General features: G+C 67.3%; 16 protein-coding genes. 6 read left to right on the forward strand and 10 right to left on the reverse strand.

The annotated features are described in order from the left end of the window. Positions 1-52: 52 nt before the first annotated feature. The 3 genes from BMX57_RS09540 to BMX57_RS09550 are packed head-to-tail and all read right to left on the reverse strand — an operon-like array spanning position 53 to position 2514. Positions 53-886 carry a transporter substrate-binding domain-containing protein gene (locus BMX57_RS09540; protein ID WP_092365736.1) on the reverse strand — a complete coding sequence of 278 codons (834 nt, stop codon included), beginning with the start codon at positions 884-886 and terminating at the stop codon, positions 53-55. 37 nt (positions 887-923) lie between these two features. After that, the gene (locus BMX57_RS09545) at positions 924-1766 is read right to left on the reverse strand and encodes an amino acid ABC transporter permease (RefSeq protein WP_092365738.1); all 843 of its coding nucleotides are present in this window, start codon (positions 1764-1766) and stop codon (positions 924-926) included. A 1-nt stretch (position 1767) separates the two neighbouring features. Next, positions 1768-2514: an amino acid ABC transporter ATP-binding protein gene (locus BMX57_RS09550; RefSeq protein WP_092365741.1), complete on the reverse strand. Its 747-nt coding sequence runs from the start codon at positions 2512-2514 to the stop codon at positions 1768-1770. Between the two features lie 224 nt (positions 2515-2738). On the opposite strand from BMX57_RS09550, the gene BMX57_RS09555 reads away from it, so the two are divergent. The 4 genes from BMX57_RS09555 to BMX57_RS09570 are packed head-to-tail and all read left to right on the forward strand — an operon-like array spanning position 2739 to position 6317. After that, positions 2739-3317: a carboxymuconolactone decarboxylase family protein gene (locus BMX57_RS09555; RefSeq protein ID WP_092365744.1), complete on the forward strand. Its 579-nt coding sequence runs from the start codon at positions 2739-2741 to the stop codon at positions 3315-3317. Positions 3318-3324: 7 nt separating this feature from the next. Next, complete coding sequence (locus BMX57_RS09560; protein ID WP_092365747.1) at positions 3325-3912, forward strand: helix-turn-helix transcriptional regulator; 588 nt, start codon at positions 3325-3327, stop codon at positions 3910-3912. Between the two features lie 10 nt (positions 3913-3922). Next, the gene (locus tag BMX57_RS09565; RefSeq protein WP_092365750.1) at positions 3923-5356 is read left to right on the forward strand and encodes an MATE family efflux transporter; all 1434 of its coding nucleotides are present in this window, start codon (positions 3923-3925) and stop codon (positions 5354-5356) included. Next, the gene (locus BMX57_RS09570) at positions 5319-6317 is read left to right on the forward strand and encodes a succinylglutamate desuccinylase/aspartoacylase family protein (RefSeq protein ID WP_092365753.1); all 999 of its coding nucleotides are present in this window, start codon (positions 5319-5321) and stop codon (positions 6315-6317) included. The genes BMX57_RS09565 and BMX57_RS09570 overlap by 38 nt, the downstream gene beginning before the upstream one ends. Before the next feature lie 3 nt (positions 6318-6320). On the opposite strand, the gene BMX57_RS09575 is transcribed toward BMX57_RS09570, so the two are convergent. The 7 genes from BMX57_RS09575 to dctP all read right to left on the reverse strand — a co-directional run bounded on the left by BMX57_RS09575 (position 6321) and on the right by dctP (position 12821). Further along, entirely contained in the window at positions 6321-7067 is a 747-nt protein-coding gene (locus BMX57_RS09575) for a maleate cis-trans isomerase family protein (protein WP_092365756.1), read from the reverse strand. 4 nt (positions 7068-7071) lie between these two features. After that, positions 7072-8235 (reverse strand): M24 family metallopeptidase, encoded by a 1164-nt coding sequence (locus BMX57_RS09580; RefSeq protein ID WP_092365759.1) that lies wholly within the window; start codon positions 8233-8235, stop codon positions 7072-7074. After that, positions 8228-9286, reverse strand: a complete 1059-nt coding sequence (locus BMX57_RS09585; RefSeq protein WP_092365762.1) for a pyridoxal-phosphate dependent enzyme — start codon at positions 9284-9286, stop codon at positions 8228-8230. Before BMX57_RS09585 ends, BMX57_RS09580 begins: the two co-directional genes overlap by 8 nt. A gap of 54 nt (positions 9287-9340) precedes the next feature. Then, complete coding sequence (locus tag BMX57_RS09590; protein ID WP_092365765.1) at positions 9341-10744, reverse strand: TRAP transporter large permease; 1404 nt, start codon at positions 10742-10744, stop codon at positions 9341-9343. Positions 10745-10747: 3 nt separating this feature from the next. Further along, on the reverse strand, positions 10748-11377 hold the full coding sequence (locus BMX57_RS09595; RefSeq protein ID WP_092365768.1) for a TRAP transporter small permease subunit: 630 nt from the start codon (positions 11375-11377) through the stop codon (positions 10748-10750). Positions 11378-11380: 3 nt separating this feature from the next. Then, positions 11381-11743 carry an MmcQ/YjbR family DNA-binding protein gene (locus tag BMX57_RS09600; protein ID WP_092365771.1) on the reverse strand — a complete coding sequence of 121 codons (363 nt, stop codon included), beginning with the start codon at positions 11741-11743 and terminating at the stop codon, positions 11381-11383. A 61-nt stretch (positions 11744-11804) separates the two neighbouring features. Beyond that, a complete protein-coding gene (dctP, locus tag BMX57_RS09605; protein ID WP_092365774.1) occupies positions 11805-12821 on the reverse strand; it encodes a TRAP transporter substrate-binding protein DctP in 1017 nt (338 codons plus the stop codon). 462 nt (positions 12822-13283) lie between these two features. Between dctP and acs the strand changes: the two genes are divergently transcribed. Further along, positions 13284-15248: an acetate--CoA ligase gene (gene acs, locus BMX57_RS09610; protein ID WP_092365777.1), complete on the forward strand. Its 1965-nt coding sequence runs from the start codon at positions 13284-13286 to the stop codon at positions 15246-15248. 4 nt (positions 15249-15252) lie between these two features. After that, entirely contained in the window at positions 15253-15945 is a 693-nt protein-coding gene (locus tag BMX57_RS09615) for an adenylate kinase (protein ID WP_092365780.1), read from the forward strand. Positions 15946-15962: the final 17 nt, after the last annotated feature.

Below are 15962 nucleotides of genomic sequence, written 5' to 3' on the forward strand. Positions count from 1 at the left end.
CTGCCGGGTTCGGCCGGGACCCGCGCGGGCCCCGGTCCTGGTATCGTCGGAGTTACTGGGCGACCTGGTCGGCCCACTCCTCGGTCTTGAACCAGTAGTCATGGCGCTCCTGCAGCCAGCCGTTGCGCCATTGCTGCGCGATCCAGTTGTTGAAGAAGTTGAGGGCATCCGCGTCGCCCTTGCGCAGCGCGAAGGCCTCGCCGGCGGGGTTTATGAGATCGCTGGGGAAAACGTAGACCACATCCGGGTTACGCGCCGCATCGCGGTTCGGGCTGGGCTGCGAGGCCATCGTGGCATGCGCGTTCCCGTTCAGCACCTCCTGCGTGGCGGCGCCGTCCTCGTCGAAGAGCAGCAATTGCGCCTCGGGGAAGGTTTCGGCGATCACCGTGGCCGGGGTCGCCCCGCGCCGCGCCGAAAAGGTGACATCGGGCGAGTTGAAATCCTCGAAGCTGAAACCCTCGGTCATCGCCGTGTTGGCCAGGATCGCGTGGCCGGAATAGGCGTAGACATCCGAGAAGTTGACCGTCAGGTTACGCTGCGGCGTCACCGACATGCCCGAGATGATGACGTCGAAATTGCCCGAGACCAGCGCCGGGATGATGCCGTCCCAGGCGGTGGGCACGAACTCGACCTCGACGCCCATGTCCTCGGCCAGCTTGCGGCCCACGTCCAGCTCGAAGCCGATCAGGTCGCCGTTCTTGTCGCGCATCGACCACGGCACGAAGAGCGACAGGCCGATGCGGATCACGCCCTCTTCCTTGATGGTCTCGATCACGCTTTCGCGGCTGAGCGATTGCGTCGCGGTCTGCGCTGACGCCGGCAGCGCCAGCGACGCGGCGGCCGTGGCGGCCAGCGCCGCGCCCAGCATTCTGCGGGTGAATTTCATGACTTACCTCCTGACTGGATGAACGGATTGGGTTTTTTCATTGATCGACGGCATATCTCCGCTCCAGATATGACACGCCGATGGACAGAAGCAGGGTCAGCGCCATGTAGACGGCGGCGATGGTGAACCAGATCTCGAAGCTCATGTAGGTGTCCGAGATGATATTGCGGCCCACCGTGGTCAGTTCGGCCACGGCGATCACGCTGACGATGGCCGAGGACTTGATCAGGTGCACCATCTCGCCGGTCATCGGCGGCAGCATGAAGCGCACCGATTGCGGCAGGATGATGTAGCGATAGGTCTGATACGGCGTCATGCCGATGGATTTCGCGGCCTCCCACTGGCCGGTGGCCACCGCGTTGATCCCGGCGCGCAGGATCTCCGAGATCAGCGCGGAATGGAACACCGCGAGGGTCAGGACGCTGGCGGTGTAGCGGTCCATCCCGAAGATCGGCCCCAGCACGTAGTAGAACAGGTAGAGCAGCACCAGCAGCGGGATGTTGCGGATCAGTTCCAGGAAGCCCACCGCCACCGCCGTGCCGACCACCAGCCCCGACAGGCGCAGCAACGCCACCAGAAGGCCCAGCAGCGTGGCCAGCGAAAAGGACAAAAGCGAGATCCGCACAGTCTCGACCAGTCCGAGCGCAATCTCGCCCCACTGGAACCCGTCCGCGGTGCGGGAATAGATGAATTGCGGCACCCGGTACCATTGCCAGTTGTAGCCCATGTTCTGCGCGCCGACGTAAGAGCCGTAGACGATCAGCGCCATCACCACGGCATAGAGCCCCACCGCCACAGGCACCGAGTTCAGCACCCGCTGGAACGCCGGCGGCCGCGGCAGCGGCTGGCCCTTCAGGTCCGGCTCGGCCCGCGCGGTCATCTCAGTGATCCAGGATCTGGTCGAGGAACAGGCGGCACCGTTCGCTGGACGGGTTGGTGAAGAACGTGTCGGGCGGCGAGACCTCGACGATCCGCCCCGCCTCCATGAACACCATCGTGTCGGCCACCTTGCGGGCAAAGCCCATCTCGTGCGTCACCACCACCATGGTCATGCCAGTTCCGGCCAGTTCGACCATCACGTCCAGAACCTCGTTGATCATTTCCGGATCCAGCGCCGAGGTCGGCTCGTCGAACAGCATCACCCGGGTTTCCATGCAGAGCGACCGGGCGATGGCCACCCGCTGCTGCTGTCCGCCGGACAGCTGCGCGGGATACTTGTTGGCCTGTTCGGGGATATGCACCCGGTCGAGATAGGTGCGCGCGGTCTCCTCGGCCTGCGCGCGGGTCAGGCCCCGCACCTTCATCGGGCCGATGGTCAGGTTCTCCAGCACCGTCAGATGCGGGAACAGGTTGAACTGCTGGAACACCATGCCGACTTCCTGGCGCAGGGTGCGGATCTCGGCCGCGCCTTCGAAGACCTCGATCCCGTCCACGGTCAAGCGCCCGGAATTGTGCCACTCCAGCCCGTTGAAACAGCGGATCAATGTCGATTTGCCCGAGCCGGACGGGCCACAGATCACCATCTTCTCGCCGCGGCCGACGGTGATCGAGACATCCTTGAGCGCATGGAACGGCCCGTAGAACTTGTCGAGGTTCTGGGCCTCGATCATCACGTCGGGTCGGGTCATTCGGGGTTCGATCCCTGTCCGGACATGGTGTCTTCCTCTCGGTTCCCCGCCGCTGTCCCGGTGCGCCGCGCCCTTGGCTCCGCGGCCGCCACGACAACACAAAGATTGCGCATGGCTCACAATAATTGCACTTTAGTCAACATCCCGGCCGCGAGTCCATGATAGATCATAGCGCATGGCCGCAGATTCCAAGAATTAATCGCAAGCCACCGGCGGAGCACAGAATGTCAGCATGGATCGAGATGATATCCGACGAGGACGCGGACGAACCCCTTGCCCGGGCGCTGGATTTCGCGCGCACACCGCATGGAACCGTGGACAACGTGATGCGGGTTCACTCGCTGCGGCCCAGCACGATGACCGGGCATGTGGTGCTCTACCGGGCCTGCCTGCATGACGAGGGCAACACCGTGCCCACCTGGTTCCAGGAGGTGATCGCCTCCTACGTCTCGACCCTGAACGACTGCGCCTATTCCTATGCCAACCACTGGGCCAACGCCCGGCACCTGATCGGCAACGACGCGCGGGCCGACACGGTCGAGGCCGCGCTGCGCGCCCGCCAGCCGGAGCGCGCCTTCGACGGGCGCGAGTTGTCGGCGCTGCGCTATGCCGAAAAGCTGACGCTGGATCCCGGCACCATGGCGCAGGCCGATGTCGCCGGTCTGCGTGACGCGGGCTGGCGCGACGGCGAGATCCTGGAGATCAACCAGATCACCGGATATTTCAACTACGCCAACAGGTTGCTGAACGGTCTTGGTGTGACCACCGATGGCGACATCGTCGGCTACTACGCCGGTGACTGACCCCGGGATGCAAGGCGACCCCCCCGGCAGGCGCATCGACCAGGCCATCGGCAGCGCGCTCAGGCGGCTGCGCAGCGAGGGCGCGCTGTCGGCCCGCCGCCTGGCGGAGCGGTCCGGCATCTCGGCGGCGATGATCAGCCGGATCGAGAACGGGCTGGTCTCTCCCAGCATCGGCACGCTGGCGGCGCTGGCCGAGGCGCTGGAGGTTCCCATCGTCTCGCTGTTCCGCGAGGCGCGGACCGAGCACACCGATTTCACCCTGGTCCGCAACGGCGAAGGGCTGCGCGCGACGCGAATGACGGACGGACACCGGCACGAATACGTGAATCTGGCCATCCATGCGCGGCGCGACCTGAGGTTCCAGGCCCGCCAGGTGACTCTCCTGCGCGACGGCGGGCCGCCGCCCACCTATGTCGGGCATGGCGTGGTGTTCATCCAGGTGATCGAGGGCGAGGCGGTCTATCGTTATGGCCAGCAGCAATTCACCCTCGGTGCGGGCGACAGCCTGAGCGTGGATGCCGAGCTGAACCACGGGTTCGTCGAAGTGCTGACGGAACGCTTCGTCTTTCTCACCGTGCAGGCCGAGCGGCCATGAGCGTCGCGCAATGACCCAACCGGTGGACAGCAACCTGACGCAGGGGCCGATTGCCGGCCACTTCCGCGCGCTGGCGATCCCCGCCGCGGTGGGGATGCTGTTCAACACGCTCTACAACGTGGTCGACATGTTCTTTGCGGGCCTGCTGTCGACCAGCGCGCAGGCCGGTCTGGCGCTGGGGTTCCAGGCCTTCTACATCGCCATATCGGCGGGCGTGGGCCTGGGCGCGGCGATGGGGGCCATCGTCGGCAACGCCCTCGGCGGAGGGGACCGGCGCGCAGCCCGCCGGCTGGCGGCGCAGGGCCTGACCTGCGGCGTGATTGCCGCGCTGGTGCTGATGGCGGCCGGTGCGTGGTATGCGCCGCGCATCGTCGAGCTGGTCTCCGAACCCGGCCCCTATCGCGACGCCGGCATCCGCTATTACCTGATCCTGTCCCTGGCCCTGCCCGGTTTCCTGCTGGCCTTTGCCTGCAACGGCATCCTGCAGGCGCATGGCGACGGACGCTCGATGCAGCGCGCGCTGGTGGTGGCCTTCTTCGCCAATATCGTGCTCAACCCGCTGATGATCTACGGCATTCCCGGGCTTTGGAACGGGTTGGGCTTCGACGGGCTGGCGGCCTCGACGGTGATGAGCCAGGGCGGCGTGATGGTCTACATGATCGCCCAGGTGCTGCGGCTGCGCACCATGGCCCGGCTCAGGGCGCGCAACTTCCGCCCGCGCGCCGCGACGGTGGGAGAGATCACGCTTCAGGCGCTGCCGGTGACCGTCTCGCTGCTGGTGATGTTCCTGTCGGGCTTTGTCGTGCAATACGCGCTCAAGGGGTTCGGCGAGCACGCCATCGCAGGCTTCGGCATCGCCATCCGGCTGGAACAGATCCTGCTGCTTCCGGTGCTGGGCGTGACCCAGGCGCTGCTGCCCATCGCCGCGCAGAATTTCGGCGCCCGCGACTTCGACCGGGTGCGCGATGCGCTGTTCTTCTGCTGGAAGGTCGGCGCGATCATGACCGCGCTGGCCTTTCCGCTGCTGTGGCTGCTGGGCCGGCCGGTGCTGGGCCTGTTCACCGACGATCCGGACGTCCTGCGGGTCGGCCTCGCCTATCTCAGGGTCGAGAGCTTCATCCTGCCCGCCTACATGATGCTGTTTGCCATCAACTCGTTTCTGCAGGCGCTCAAGCGGCCGATCTGGACCGTGTGGATCAGCCTCTACCGGCAGGGTCTCGGCGTGGCGCTTTTCGTCTGGGTGTTCGTCGGGCTGCTGGGCTTTTCCGAGATCGGTGTCTGGCTGGGCATCGCCTGCGCGGTGCTCAGCGGGCTGGGGCTGGCGCTGCTGCTTGCCGGCCACGTGGCCCGGCGCGAGATCGGCGGCCTGTGGCGTGGCCCGCCCCCCTCTGCAAGGATAGTTCCCGATGACCCCAAGCCGCCTGTCGCTGACCATCGACCTTGACCGTGCCGGGCATCAGATCGGCGATCTGATGCTGCGTTGGTCGGACAATTCCAACCCGCTGGGCTATCACCCGGTCCCGGTAATCTCGATCAGGGGCGGTGCGGGGCCTGTCCTGCTGGTCCTCGGCGGCACCCATGGCGACGAGTTCGAGGGCCCCGCGGCGATCCTGCGGCTGGCGGCGCGGCTGCCGCCCGAGGACTTGTCGGGCCAGCTGATCCTGATGCCGGCCTTCAACGGCCCGGCAGTGGCCGCATCGTCACGCATCAGCCCGCTGGACGGGCAGAACCTCAACCGCGCCTTTCCCGGTCATGCCGATGGCGGACCGACGGCGATGCTGGCCCATTTCGTCGAGCAGGAGCTGATGCCGCGCTGCGATGCCGTGATCGACCTGCATTCGGGCGGCAAGGCCTCGTTCTTCGCCCCCTCGGCGCTGGTCACGCATACGGCAGATGCCGGTCATTTTGACCGCAACATGGGCCTGGCCCGGGCCTTCGGCCTGCCCCTGGTCTGGCGGCTGGGCGCGCATAACGACAACCGCTCGGTCAACGGCGCGGCCGAGCGGCAGGGTGTGGCGATGATTGCGGCCGAGCTGGGTGGCGGCGGCGGGGTCGGTCCCGGCATCACCGACCAGGCCGAGGCCGGGCTGCTGGGCTGCCTGCGGCATCTGGGGATGATGGCCGGCAGCCCCGAACCGGTCGCGCCCCGCATGGTCGAGATCGCCGATCCGCAAGACACGCTCTTTGCGCCAGCAGACGGGCTGTTCGACCGGGCCTGCCGCGCCGGTCAGGACGTGCGCGCCGGTGACGTGGCCGGAACGCTGCGTTTCATCGGCGAGCCCGCGCGCCCGGCGCAGGCCCTGACCTTTCCCAACGATGGCTTCGTCCTGGCGCATACCTGCCGTGGCATGGTCCGGCGCGGCGAGATGCTGGCGCTGGTCGTGCGTGACGTGGCCGAGACGTAGCGGTCAGAGCCGGAACAGCCGGCCCGGCGCGCCCGTAGGCAGCAACCCGCCGGCCAGCTGCCCCATGTGCCAGGCCAGCGCCTGGTTGCTGCTCAGCACCGGCTTGCCCAGCTCGGCCTCCAGCCCCTCGATGATGTCGAGGGTGCGCAGGTTGGTGCAGGACAGGAACACCGCCTCAGCCCCCGGCGCACGCCCGACCGACAGCGCCGCGTCGCGGATCGAGGCGGGGTCGATCCGGGCCACGCGCGCCTCGACCTCCTCGCCGAAAGAAACGGTTTCGGGCACGTTCAGCCCCGCCCCTTCCAAGGCCGCCCGGATCGGCCGGTTGACGGTTTCGATATAGGGCGAGACGATGGCCACCGAGCGCAGCCGCATCGCCGCGATCGCGGCCAGCGCGGCGGTGAGCGGGTCGCTGACCGCGCGAGTGCGGGCCGATCCGCGCACCAGCTGCGCCACCCGCTCCGCCCCGATCAGCGTGGTGCCCGAGGTGCAGCCGTATCCGACCACGTCGAACGCGGCCGCCGGCGGCAGCAGCGACACCGCCCGGGGAAGCGCGCCCTCCATCGTCGCGATCGTGTCGGGGGTCAGGTCATCGCCGCTGGGGATGCGGGTGACATGGAGCGCCACGTCGCCTCCGGTAAACAGCCGGCGAAAATCCTGCTCGATGGTCTCGTCCACCCGCAGCACCACCAGTCCCAGCGTGGCGCGCGAACCGATCGGGCCGGTCAGGCGATAGGGAAACCGCGCCATGCCGCTAGCCCAGCACCGGAAGCTCGGCCGGCGCACGCGCCGACAGCAATTCGGGGCCGTCCGCGCGCAGGACGATGTTTTCCTCGTGCACCAGGATCCGACCCGGGGACACCACCGCGCCCGGCTCCAGCGTCAGCACCATGTTCTCGCGCAGTTCGGTGTCGTCCAGCGGCGTCAGCGAGGGCCATTCGGTCAGGGCAATCCCAAGCCCGTGGCCAAGCCGGCCGCCGCCGGCCTCGACCCCGGCCGATTTCAGGGTCGCGGTCATCAGCCGGTGCAGATCGGCGGCGGTCATTCCCGGCCGCAGGGCGGCCAGCGCCACATCGGTCGCGGCATAGAGCGCATCATGAACCCGGCGCACCGCGTCCGAAGGCGGGCCCACCGCGTAATTGCGGTCGAAATCGCAGAAATACCCGTCCTTCACCGCGCCCGTATCCAGCATCAGGACATCGCCCCGCGCCAGAGGCCGCGCGGTGGCGGGCGAGATCACGTCGCCATAGCCGCCCGGACCGGCGCCGCCCGCGACATAGCTGACCCAGTCGGCACCTTCCCCAAGCAGCGCGCACTGGAAGTCCCGGAACACCGCATCCAGCGGCACGCCGGGACCTGCGAACTCGGGCACCCGGGCAAAGGCGGCGTCGGCGATCCGGCAGGTTGCGCGGATCAGCTCGATCTCGGCCTCGGACTTGATCTCGCGGACCCGGTGCAGGATGTCGGTGGCATCGGCCATCTCTCGCGGCGCGAGCCGGTCGCTGATGCGCAGGTAGTCCGCGAGCGGCATCCGCAGATGCGTCTCGAGCCCCATGGGCAGGCCGATGCGCCCGCTCGGGGGCACCATGTCGTTCAGCGTGTCCGCCAGCAGGCTCACGCCGTCATCCTCGGGATGCGGTGCGTCCCAGCAGCGGATGTCGCTCAGCCAGGTACCTGCCATCAGTTCCGCGCCGATGGACGGGATCACCGCCACCGGATCGCCCGCGGCCGGCACGACCACGAACCACGGCCGCGCCGGGCTTTCCCAGAACCGCGTCAGAAACCCGGTGACATAGAACACGTCCGCGGCGGTGGTCAGCAGCAGGGCCGCGATGTCCGCCGCGGCCATGCGCGCCTGCAGGGCGGCGACCCGGCGGCGGAACTCACCCTCCGGGTAACGGCCCGGATGGTCACCCATCCTCCGGCCCTTCGCTGAGGATGGCCAGCACCCGGGACGCGGTGTCGATCCCGTCCAGCCCGGCCAGCAGCGCCGCCAGCCCCGCGCCGCCGGACGGCGTGGTGGCAAAGCCAAGCTCGGCAAGCGCCTCGGTGCCGTCGGCCGCTTCCGCCTCGGTGATCGTGGCGAAGATGTCGGCGTCGCGCGCCAGACCCACCAGCGCGACAAGGGACGGCGTCTTGCAGTCCAGCCGCCCCATCGACGAGACCGGGCCGGCAGTGGTGACCGGCCGCCCCGCGCGGATGCTCTCGATCAGCGCGGGCGCGGCGGCGGGTTCGACGACGATGATGATCGGCGCATCGCCCCAGACCGCGCGGGCATGTGCCGCGACAGCCGCAGCCAGCCCGCCAACGCCGGCCTGCAGCAGGATATGGCTGGGCGGCTCGGGCATCTGGTCTGCCGCCTCGGCGGCCATTTGCAGATATCCCTCCATCACCCGGCGGCCCGGCGCGGTGCATCCCGGCCATGTGCTGTCCGACAGAAGGGACCAGCCCTGGTCCTCCGCCGCGGCCTCGGCCGCCGCCATGCTGTCCTCATAGGTCGCGCCGGCGCGTTCCACGCGCGCGCCCTGGTCGCGCAGGCGGGCGGCAAAGGCCTCGGGCACGGTCTCGGCCAGGTAGATCACCGCCTGCGCCCCGAAGAGCCGTGCACCGGCGGCGACGGACAAGCCGTGATTGCCCGCGCTGGCGGTAACATAGGTGCGTCCGGCCAGGGCCGATTGCCAATCGTCCTGCCGCACGGCAGCGGCGGCGTCATGGGCGATCACATAGGCCGCGCCCAGCGCCTTGAAGCTGCCCAGCCCCATCCGCCCGCGCTCGTCCTTGATCCAGACCGCGCCGGCCCCGGCCCGCGCTGCCACCTCGCGCGCCTCGATCAAAGGGGTTGGCGCATGGGCCGGGCACAGCGCCAGCAGGCGCGCCACGGCCGCGGCATCGGTCGAGGGGCGCTGGTCCCCGCTTGTCGCATCCGGCAGGCCGGTGCCGCGCAGCGGGTTGGCTAGGATCTGCGGCATGGGAACTCCTTTCAAGCTGGCGGCCGGACAGGGCCGCGCCGGATCGCCATCACCCTACCCCGCAAGCGACGGCAGGTAGAGCACGATTGCCGGAAACGCGACCAGCAGGGCAATGGTGATCCCGTCGGCCACGAAGAACGGCATCACGCCGCGGAACACATCCTGCACGCTCAGATCCGGGCGCACCCCGGCGACCACGAAACAGTTGAGGCCGATGGGCGGCGTGATCAGGCAGAACTCGGCCATCTTGACCACCAGGATGCCGAACCAGATCGCGCACATCGGCCCCGACATGCCGAAGGCGCTGTCGGCGGCCGCCACCGTCTCGCCCCCGTTCAGCGCCATGACCGCGGGATAGACCACCGGCAGCGTCAAGAGCAGCATTCCGATCGCATCCATGAACATGCCCAGCACCGCATAGGCCAGCAGGATGCAGACCAGGATCAGCATCGGCGACAGGGTGAGCGAGGTGATCCAGTCCGAGAACGCGCCCGGCAGGTCGGCAAAGCCCAGGAACCGCACATAGATCAGCACGCCCCAGATGATCGAGAAGATCATCGCGGTCAGCTTGGCGGTCTCCAGCAGCGCCGATTTCAGCTGCCCCCAGCGCATCCCGCGCCACAGCGCGAAGCAGAACACGATGAAGGCACCGATGGCCCCGCCTTCGGTGGGCGTACCCCAGGCCTGCTCGCCGAACGGGTTGTAGACGAAGCCGATGATGATCAGGATCACCGCCACGATGGGCAGCGCGCCGGGCAGCGCGGCAAAGCGCTGGCCCCAGGTGAAGCCGCCCACGGGCGGGCCGACATTCTTGAAGATCACCGCGATGCCGACGATCAGCAGCCCATAGACCAGCGCCGAGAACGCGCCGGGAATGAACCCCGCCAGCAGCAGCCGGCCCACGTCCTGTTCGACGATAATCGCATAGATCACCAGGATCGCCGAGGGCGGGATCAGCGAGGCCAGCGTGCCGCCTGCCGCCACCACGCCGGCGGCGAACTGCTTGTTGTAGCCGATCTTGAGCATCTCGGGGATGGCGATGCGCGCGAACACCGCCGAGGTCGCCACCGACGCCCCCGACACCGCCGCGAACCCGGCAGTGGCGAAAACGGTCGACACCGCCAGCCCGCCCGGCACCCAGGCGACCCAGCGTTTCGCGGCCTCGAACAGCGCCCGTGTCAGACCCGCGTAATAGGCGAGGTAGCCGATCAGGATGAAGGTGGGGATCAGGCTGAGCGTATGGGTCGAGACCTTGGAATGGGGCACCTGCCCCGCGGTCTTGATCGCCACCGTCAGCGCCCAGCCCAGATCCTCGGAGGCGTAGCCCTTCTTGGACCAGAAGATCCAGACCAGGCCGACCAGCCCGGCCAGCGCCGCGGCAAAGGCCACGCGCATCCCGACGATCACCAGCACCAGCAAGCCGCCGGTGACCCAGAGCCCGATATCGATTGTCTCCATTCCTCAGCCCTGCCCGTCCAGCTGTTCGGCCTCGGCCATTGCCTGTTTCGCGGCATCCTGAATGAGGGGGACCGCAACCGGCGTCTCGAGCCCCAGAACAAGGGCGCGGCCGAACCCCCAGACCTGCAGTGCCAGCCGCAGGCACAGGACCGAGAAGGCGACCGGCGCCAGCAGCTTGGCCGGCCAGAGCGGAATGCCGATATCGATCGAGCTGTCGCGGCTCCAAAGCGGCGCTCCGAAATCGAAGCTGCGCAGGAAATGCGCCCAGCTGCCCCAGACCAGCGCCATCATCAGCACCAGGATCAGCAGCACCGACACCAGTTCGAACAGCCACAGCGCCCGGCCGCGCAGGCGGCTGATGAAGATGTCCATGCGGATGTGCCCGCCCTCGCGCTGCACGAAGGAAATGCCCAGGAAGGCGATCAGCGGCATCGCCTGCTCGATCCAGTCCACATAGCCCGGCAGGGGCGCGTTGATCGCGTTGCGCCCGCTGACCGACACCACGGCCATCAGCATCAGGCTGAAGACCGCCAGCCCGCTCAACAGCGCAAACGCCCGTTCCAGCCGCAGCAGGGCGCGGTCGAGACGGCTCAGAATGCTGAGATCCTCCAGCACCGAGGCATGTCCGGCCATTGCTCAGTCCCCTTCTATTCCAAGTTCTGCCCGCAGCTTGCGCGTGAGCTTGGCCGCGACCAGTTCGTATGACACTTCGAGATTCTGGCGCATCTCGTCGTCCGGGACCTGCGCCGGGTCATGCACCTGCAGCCAGGTCATGCCGCGCGAGGCCAGGTAGGGCGCCGGTCGGTATCCCGGCGCATCGCGCATGAGGTCGAACACCATTTCCGTCACCTTGAAGGAATACGCATCCCCGCCGTCTTTCCAGCCGCCCACGGCAAAGACCTTGCCACCGACCTTCCAGACGTCCGAATTGCCCCATTGCACGACGTGGCTCGTGCCGCGCATTGCGCCGCAGAAGGCGTTGAAGCCGTCCCTGTTCACTGCGCCCCTCCGGCGGCCCGAGGGCGCGCGTGCCCGCGCGCCCCCGATTTGCCTTGTGCGATCAGTTCCCCGCCTTGGCGGTCTTGAGAGTCTCCATCACAAGGTCATAGAGGTCCTGGGCCGGAATCCCCTGCGCGGACATGTCCGCGATCCACGCCTCGCGGATCGGATCGGCGGCCTTGGCGCGGAACTCCTCGATGACCGCGTCGTCGATCATCACCTTCTGCACGCCCTTCTCCTCGAGCACGCCATCCCATTTCTTGAGCAGTTCGCCGTAATTGGCCAGGTAGTGGTCGATGGCCTCGTCGATCGAGCTGTCCAGCGCCTCGCGATGTTCCGCCGGCAGCGCCTCGTAGGCGTCGATATTGACCACCACGGGGCAGTTCACCGTGCCGGGGTTCAGGTTCGCGGTCCACCAGTCGGCCTTGTTGATGGTGCCGAAGCTGAGATGGGCATGCTGGGCAAAGGCCACGGTGTCCACCACGCCCGATTCCATCGCGTTGAACGCCTCGGTCGCGGGCACCGAGGTGGGCACGCCGCCGACAGCCTCGAAGGCCTGGCCGAGCCCGCCGGTGGCGCGCACCCTCATGCCGTCGAAATCGGCCAGCTCGTCGCGCGGTTCGCCGGTGCCGACGATGTTGTATTGCGGCATGGGCGAGGTCATGATGATGCGCGCGTTCCACTGCGCCATCTCCTCCATCACCGCGGGATGGTCATAGACGGCGTGGCTGACGGCCACTTCCTCGTCCAGGTTGCTCACGCCCAGGAACGGCAGTTCCAGAACGGTGATCGCGCGGTTCTTGTCGCGGTGGTAGCCGGCGCAGAACTGCGCCATCTCGAAGGCGCCGATGCTGATGCCGTCCAGGTTCTCGCGCGGCTTGCTGAGCCCGCCATAGCTGACGTTGATGGTGAACTCGCCGCCGGTCTTCTCGGCCACCAGCTCGGCCAGCTTCTCGACATGCTCGGTAAAGGCGCGCCGCTTGCCCCAGACCGAGGCGTTCCACTCGGTCGCGGCGGCATCGGCCACGAAGGCCACGCTGAGCAGGGCGGCGGATGTGCCGGTCAAAATCTTGTTCATGAAGTCCTCCCGTATTGCGCGCAGGCCTTCGGCGGCCCGCTTGGCCCCACGCTAGTGCGTGAACCGGTCTCTGCCAAGCCTCGCATCCGCGACTCACCTAGCGTCAAGGCGAAGGATTGTTGCCGCTAACGTGCGCCCCGCGAAACGATGTGTCACACGGATGGCCGGTCAGATACACTGCCGGCACCGGCCGCGGGGGCCGCGGGGGTGGCTTCGGGCCCTGGTGATCGTTGACTCGCAATCCTCAATTCCGGCAGGCGTTTGCGCCGATATCTGCGCCAAGAGTTTACAGTTACCGCTTTCACTGTGAAACTACTTTACAGTTAATATGTTCATTTACATACAGTTATTTCAATATTTTCAGTTTTGCGTATTATCTGGGCAGGTTCGGAACATGATCGACAAATCCTAATCGCCGGGTGAAAACGATCTTCGAATGACAGTCGTAGGGAGGAGCCACGCATGACAACCGCCGCACAGACCGATTCCAAGGTCTTTACCCCCTCTGCCGAAACCGTTGCACGCGCCCATGTGGATGCCGCGAAATACGATGAGATGTATGCCGCCTCTGTCGCGGACCCCGAGGCCTTCTGGCAGGAGCACGGCAAGCGGATCGACTGGATCCAGCCTTACAGCACGGTCAAGAACACGACATTCGAATTCGGCAAGGTCGCCATCAAGTGGTTCGAGGACGGCACGCTGAACGTCAGCGCGAACTGCATCGACCGTCACCTCAAGACCCGCGGCGACCAGACCGCGATCATCTGGGAGCCGGACGAGCCCACCGACGAAGCCCAGCACATCAGCTATAACGAGCTGCACCGCCGCACCTGCCGGATGGCCAACATCCTGGAGAGCATGGGCGTGCGCAAGGGCGACCGGGTGGTGATCTACTTGCCGATGATCCCCGAGGCGGCCTATGCCATGCTGGCCTGCGCGCGCATCGGCGCGATCCATTCCATCGTCTTCGCGGGCTTCTCGCCCGACGCGCTGGGCGCACGGATCAACGGCTGCGACGCCAAGGTAGTCATCACCGCCGACGAGGCGCCGCGCGGCGGCCGCAAGACGCCGCTGAAATCCAACGCGGATGCGGCGCTGCTGCATTGCAAGGACACCGTCAAATGCCTGGTCGTGAAGCGCACCGGCGGGCAGACCACTTGGATCGACGGGCGCGACTACGACTACAACGAGATGGCGCTGGAGGCCGACGACTATTGCGCCCCCGCCGAGATGAACGCCGAGGATCCGCTGTTCATCCTCTATACCTCCGGCTCGACCGGGCAGCCCAAGGGCGTGGTCCACAGCTCAGGCGGCTACCTGGTCTATGCGGCGATGACGCATGAGATCACCTTCGACTATCACGAGGGCGACATCTACTGGTGCACCGCCGATGTCGGCTGGGTCACCGGGCACAGCTATATCGTCTATGGCCCGCTGGCCAATGGCGGCACCACGCTGATGTTCGAGGGCGTCCCGACCTATCCCGATGCCAGCCGGTTCTGGCAGGTCTGCGAGAAGCACAAGGTCAACCAGTTCTACACCGCGCCCACCGCGATCCGCGCGCTTATGGGCCAGGGCAGCGAATATGTCGAGAAGTGCGACCTGAGCGACCTGCGCCTGCTGGGCACCGTGGGCGAGCCGATCAACCCCGAGGCCTGGACGTGGTACAACGAGGTGGTGGGCCAGGGCCGCTGCCCGATCGTCGACACCTGGTGGCAGACCGAGACCGGCGGCCACATGATGACCCCCCTGCCCGGCGCGCATGCGCTCAAGCCGGGCGCGGCGCAGAAGCCGTTCTTCGGCGTGCAGCCGGTGGTCCTGGACCCGCAATCGGGCGTCGAGATCCAGGGCAACGGCGTCGAGGGCGTGCTGTGCATCAAGGACAGCTGGCCGGGCCAGATGCGCACCGTCTGGGGCGACCACGAACGGTTCGAGAAGACCTATTTCAGCGACTACAAGGGCTACTACTTCACCGGCGACGGCTGCCGCCGCGACGCGGATGGCGATTACTGGATCACCGGCCGGGTCGATGACGTGATCAACGTCTCGGGCCACCGCATGGGCACCGCCGAGGTGGAAAGCGCGCTGGTCGCCCATGCCGCCGTGGCCGAGGCCGCCGTAGTGGGATATCCCCACGACATCAAGGGCCAGGGTATCTATTGCTACGTCACCCTGATGAACGACCGCGAGCCCAGCGAGGAGCTGCGCAAGGAGCTGCGCAGCTGGGTCCGCACAGAGATCGGCCCGATCGCGTCCCCCGACGTGATCCAGTGGGCGCCGGGCCTGCCCAAGACCCGCTCGGGCAAGATCATGCGTCGCATCCTGCGCAAGATCGCCGAGAACGATTTCGGCGCGCTCGGCGACACCTCGACCCTGGCCGATCCCTCGGTGGTCGAGAACCTGATCGAAAACCGGGCGGGACAGTAAGATCATGGCGGGCGTTGACGTGATGACCACCCCGGCCGTCCTGATCCTGCTGGGCCCTCCGGGGGCCGGCAAGGGCACCCAGGCGCGCAAGCTGGAGGAGGCCTTCGGGCTGGTTCAGCTGAGCACCGGCGACCTGCTGCGCGCCGCGGTCGCGGCCGGCACACCGGCCGGCCAGAAGGCCCAGGCGGTGATGGAGGCCGGCGACCTGGTCAGCGACGAGATCGTCATCGCCATCCTGCGCGACCGGCTGGCCGAGCCGGACTGTACCAAGGGCGTGATCCTCGACGGGTTTCCGCGCACCACCGTCCAGGCCGAGGCGCTCGACCGGTTGCTGGCCGAGACCGGCCAGCGGATCGACGGTGCCATCAGCCTCGAGGTCGAGGATGCCGAGATGGTGACGCGGATATCGGGCCGCTACACCTGTGCCGGCTGCGGCGAGGGGTATCACGACACGTTCAAGACACCCGCGCAGGCGGGCCTGTGCGACACCTGCGGCAAGACCGAGTTCCTGCGCCGCGCCGACGACAACGCCGAGACCGTGGCCAGCCGCCTGGCCGCCTATCACGCGCAGACCGCACCGCTGATCGCCTATTACGACGGCAAGGGCGTGCTGAAGAGAATCGACGCCATGGGCGGGATCGACGAGATCGCCCAGGGCCTCGCCACCATCGTCAAGGGGGCGATGGGCAAGGCTTGATACGCGGGTCCGGCAGG

The organism is Cribrihabitans marinus (assembly GCF_900109035.1).
Lineage (GTDB): Bacteria > Pseudomonadota > Alphaproteobacteria > Rhodobacterales > Rhodobacteraceae > Cribrihabitans > Cribrihabitans marinus.

What these genes read in the sequence shown, in the direction of transcription:
- BMX57_RS09540 (WP_092365736.1), bottom strand. Translation starts at nt 886, where the DNA reads ATGAAATTCACCCGCAGAATGCTGGGCGCGGCGCTGGCCGCCACGGCC.
- BMX57_RS09545 (WP_092365738.1), bottom strand. Translation starts at nt 1,766, where the DNA reads ATGACCGCGCGGGCCGAGCCGGACCTGAAGGGCCAGCCGCTGCCGCGG.
- BMX57_RS09550 (WP_092365741.1), bottom strand. Translation starts at nt 2,514, where the DNA reads ATGACCCGACCCGACGTGATGATCGAGGCCCAGAACCTCGACAAGTTC.
- BMX57_RS09555 (WP_092365744.1), top strand. Translation starts at nt 2,739, where the DNA reads ATGTCAGCATGGATCGAGATGATATCCGACGAGGACGCGGACGAACCC.
- BMX57_RS09560 (WP_092365747.1), top strand. Translation starts at nt 3,325, where the DNA reads ATGCAAGGCGACCCCCCCGGCAGGCGCATCGACCAGGCCATCGGCAGC.
- BMX57_RS09565 (WP_092365750.1), top strand. Translation starts at nt 3,923, where the DNA reads ATGACCCAACCGGTGGACAGCAACCTGACGCAGGGGCCGATTGCCGGC.
- BMX57_RS09570 (WP_092365753.1), top strand. Translation starts at nt 5,319, where the DNA reads ATGACCCCAAGCCGCCTGTCGCTGACCATCGACCTTGACCGTGCCGGG.
- BMX57_RS09575 (WP_092365756.1), bottom strand. Translation starts at nt 7,067, where the DNA reads ATGGCGCGGTTTCCCTATCGCCTGACCGGCCCGATCGGTTCGCGCGCC.
- BMX57_RS09580 (WP_092365759.1), bottom strand. Translation starts at nt 8,235, where the DNA reads ATGGGTGACCATCCGGGCCGTTACCCGGAGGGTGAGTTCCGCCGCCGG.
- BMX57_RS09585 (WP_092365762.1), bottom strand. Translation starts at nt 9,286, where the DNA reads ATGCCGCAGATCCTAGCCAACCCGCTGCGCGGCACCGGCCTGCCGGAT.
- BMX57_RS09590 (WP_092365765.1), bottom strand. Translation starts at nt 10,744, where the DNA reads ATGGAGACAATCGATATCGGGCTCTGGGTCACCGGCGGCTTGCTGGTG.
- BMX57_RS09595 (WP_092365768.1), bottom strand. Translation starts at nt 11,377, where the DNA reads ATGGCCGGACATGCCTCGGTGCTGGAGGATCTCAGCATTCTGAGCCGT.
- dctP (WP_092365774.1), bottom strand. Translation starts at nt 12,821, where the DNA reads ATGAACAAGATTTTGACCGGCACATCCGCCGCCCTGCTCAGCGTGGCC.
- acs (WP_092365777.1), top strand. Translation starts at nt 13,284, where the DNA reads ATGACAACCGCCGCACAGACCGATTCCAAGGTCTTTACCCCCTCTGCC.
- BMX57_RS09615 (WP_092365780.1), top strand. Translation starts at nt 15,253, where the DNA reads ATGGCGGGCGTTGACGTGATGACCACCCCGGCCGTCCTGATCCTGCTG.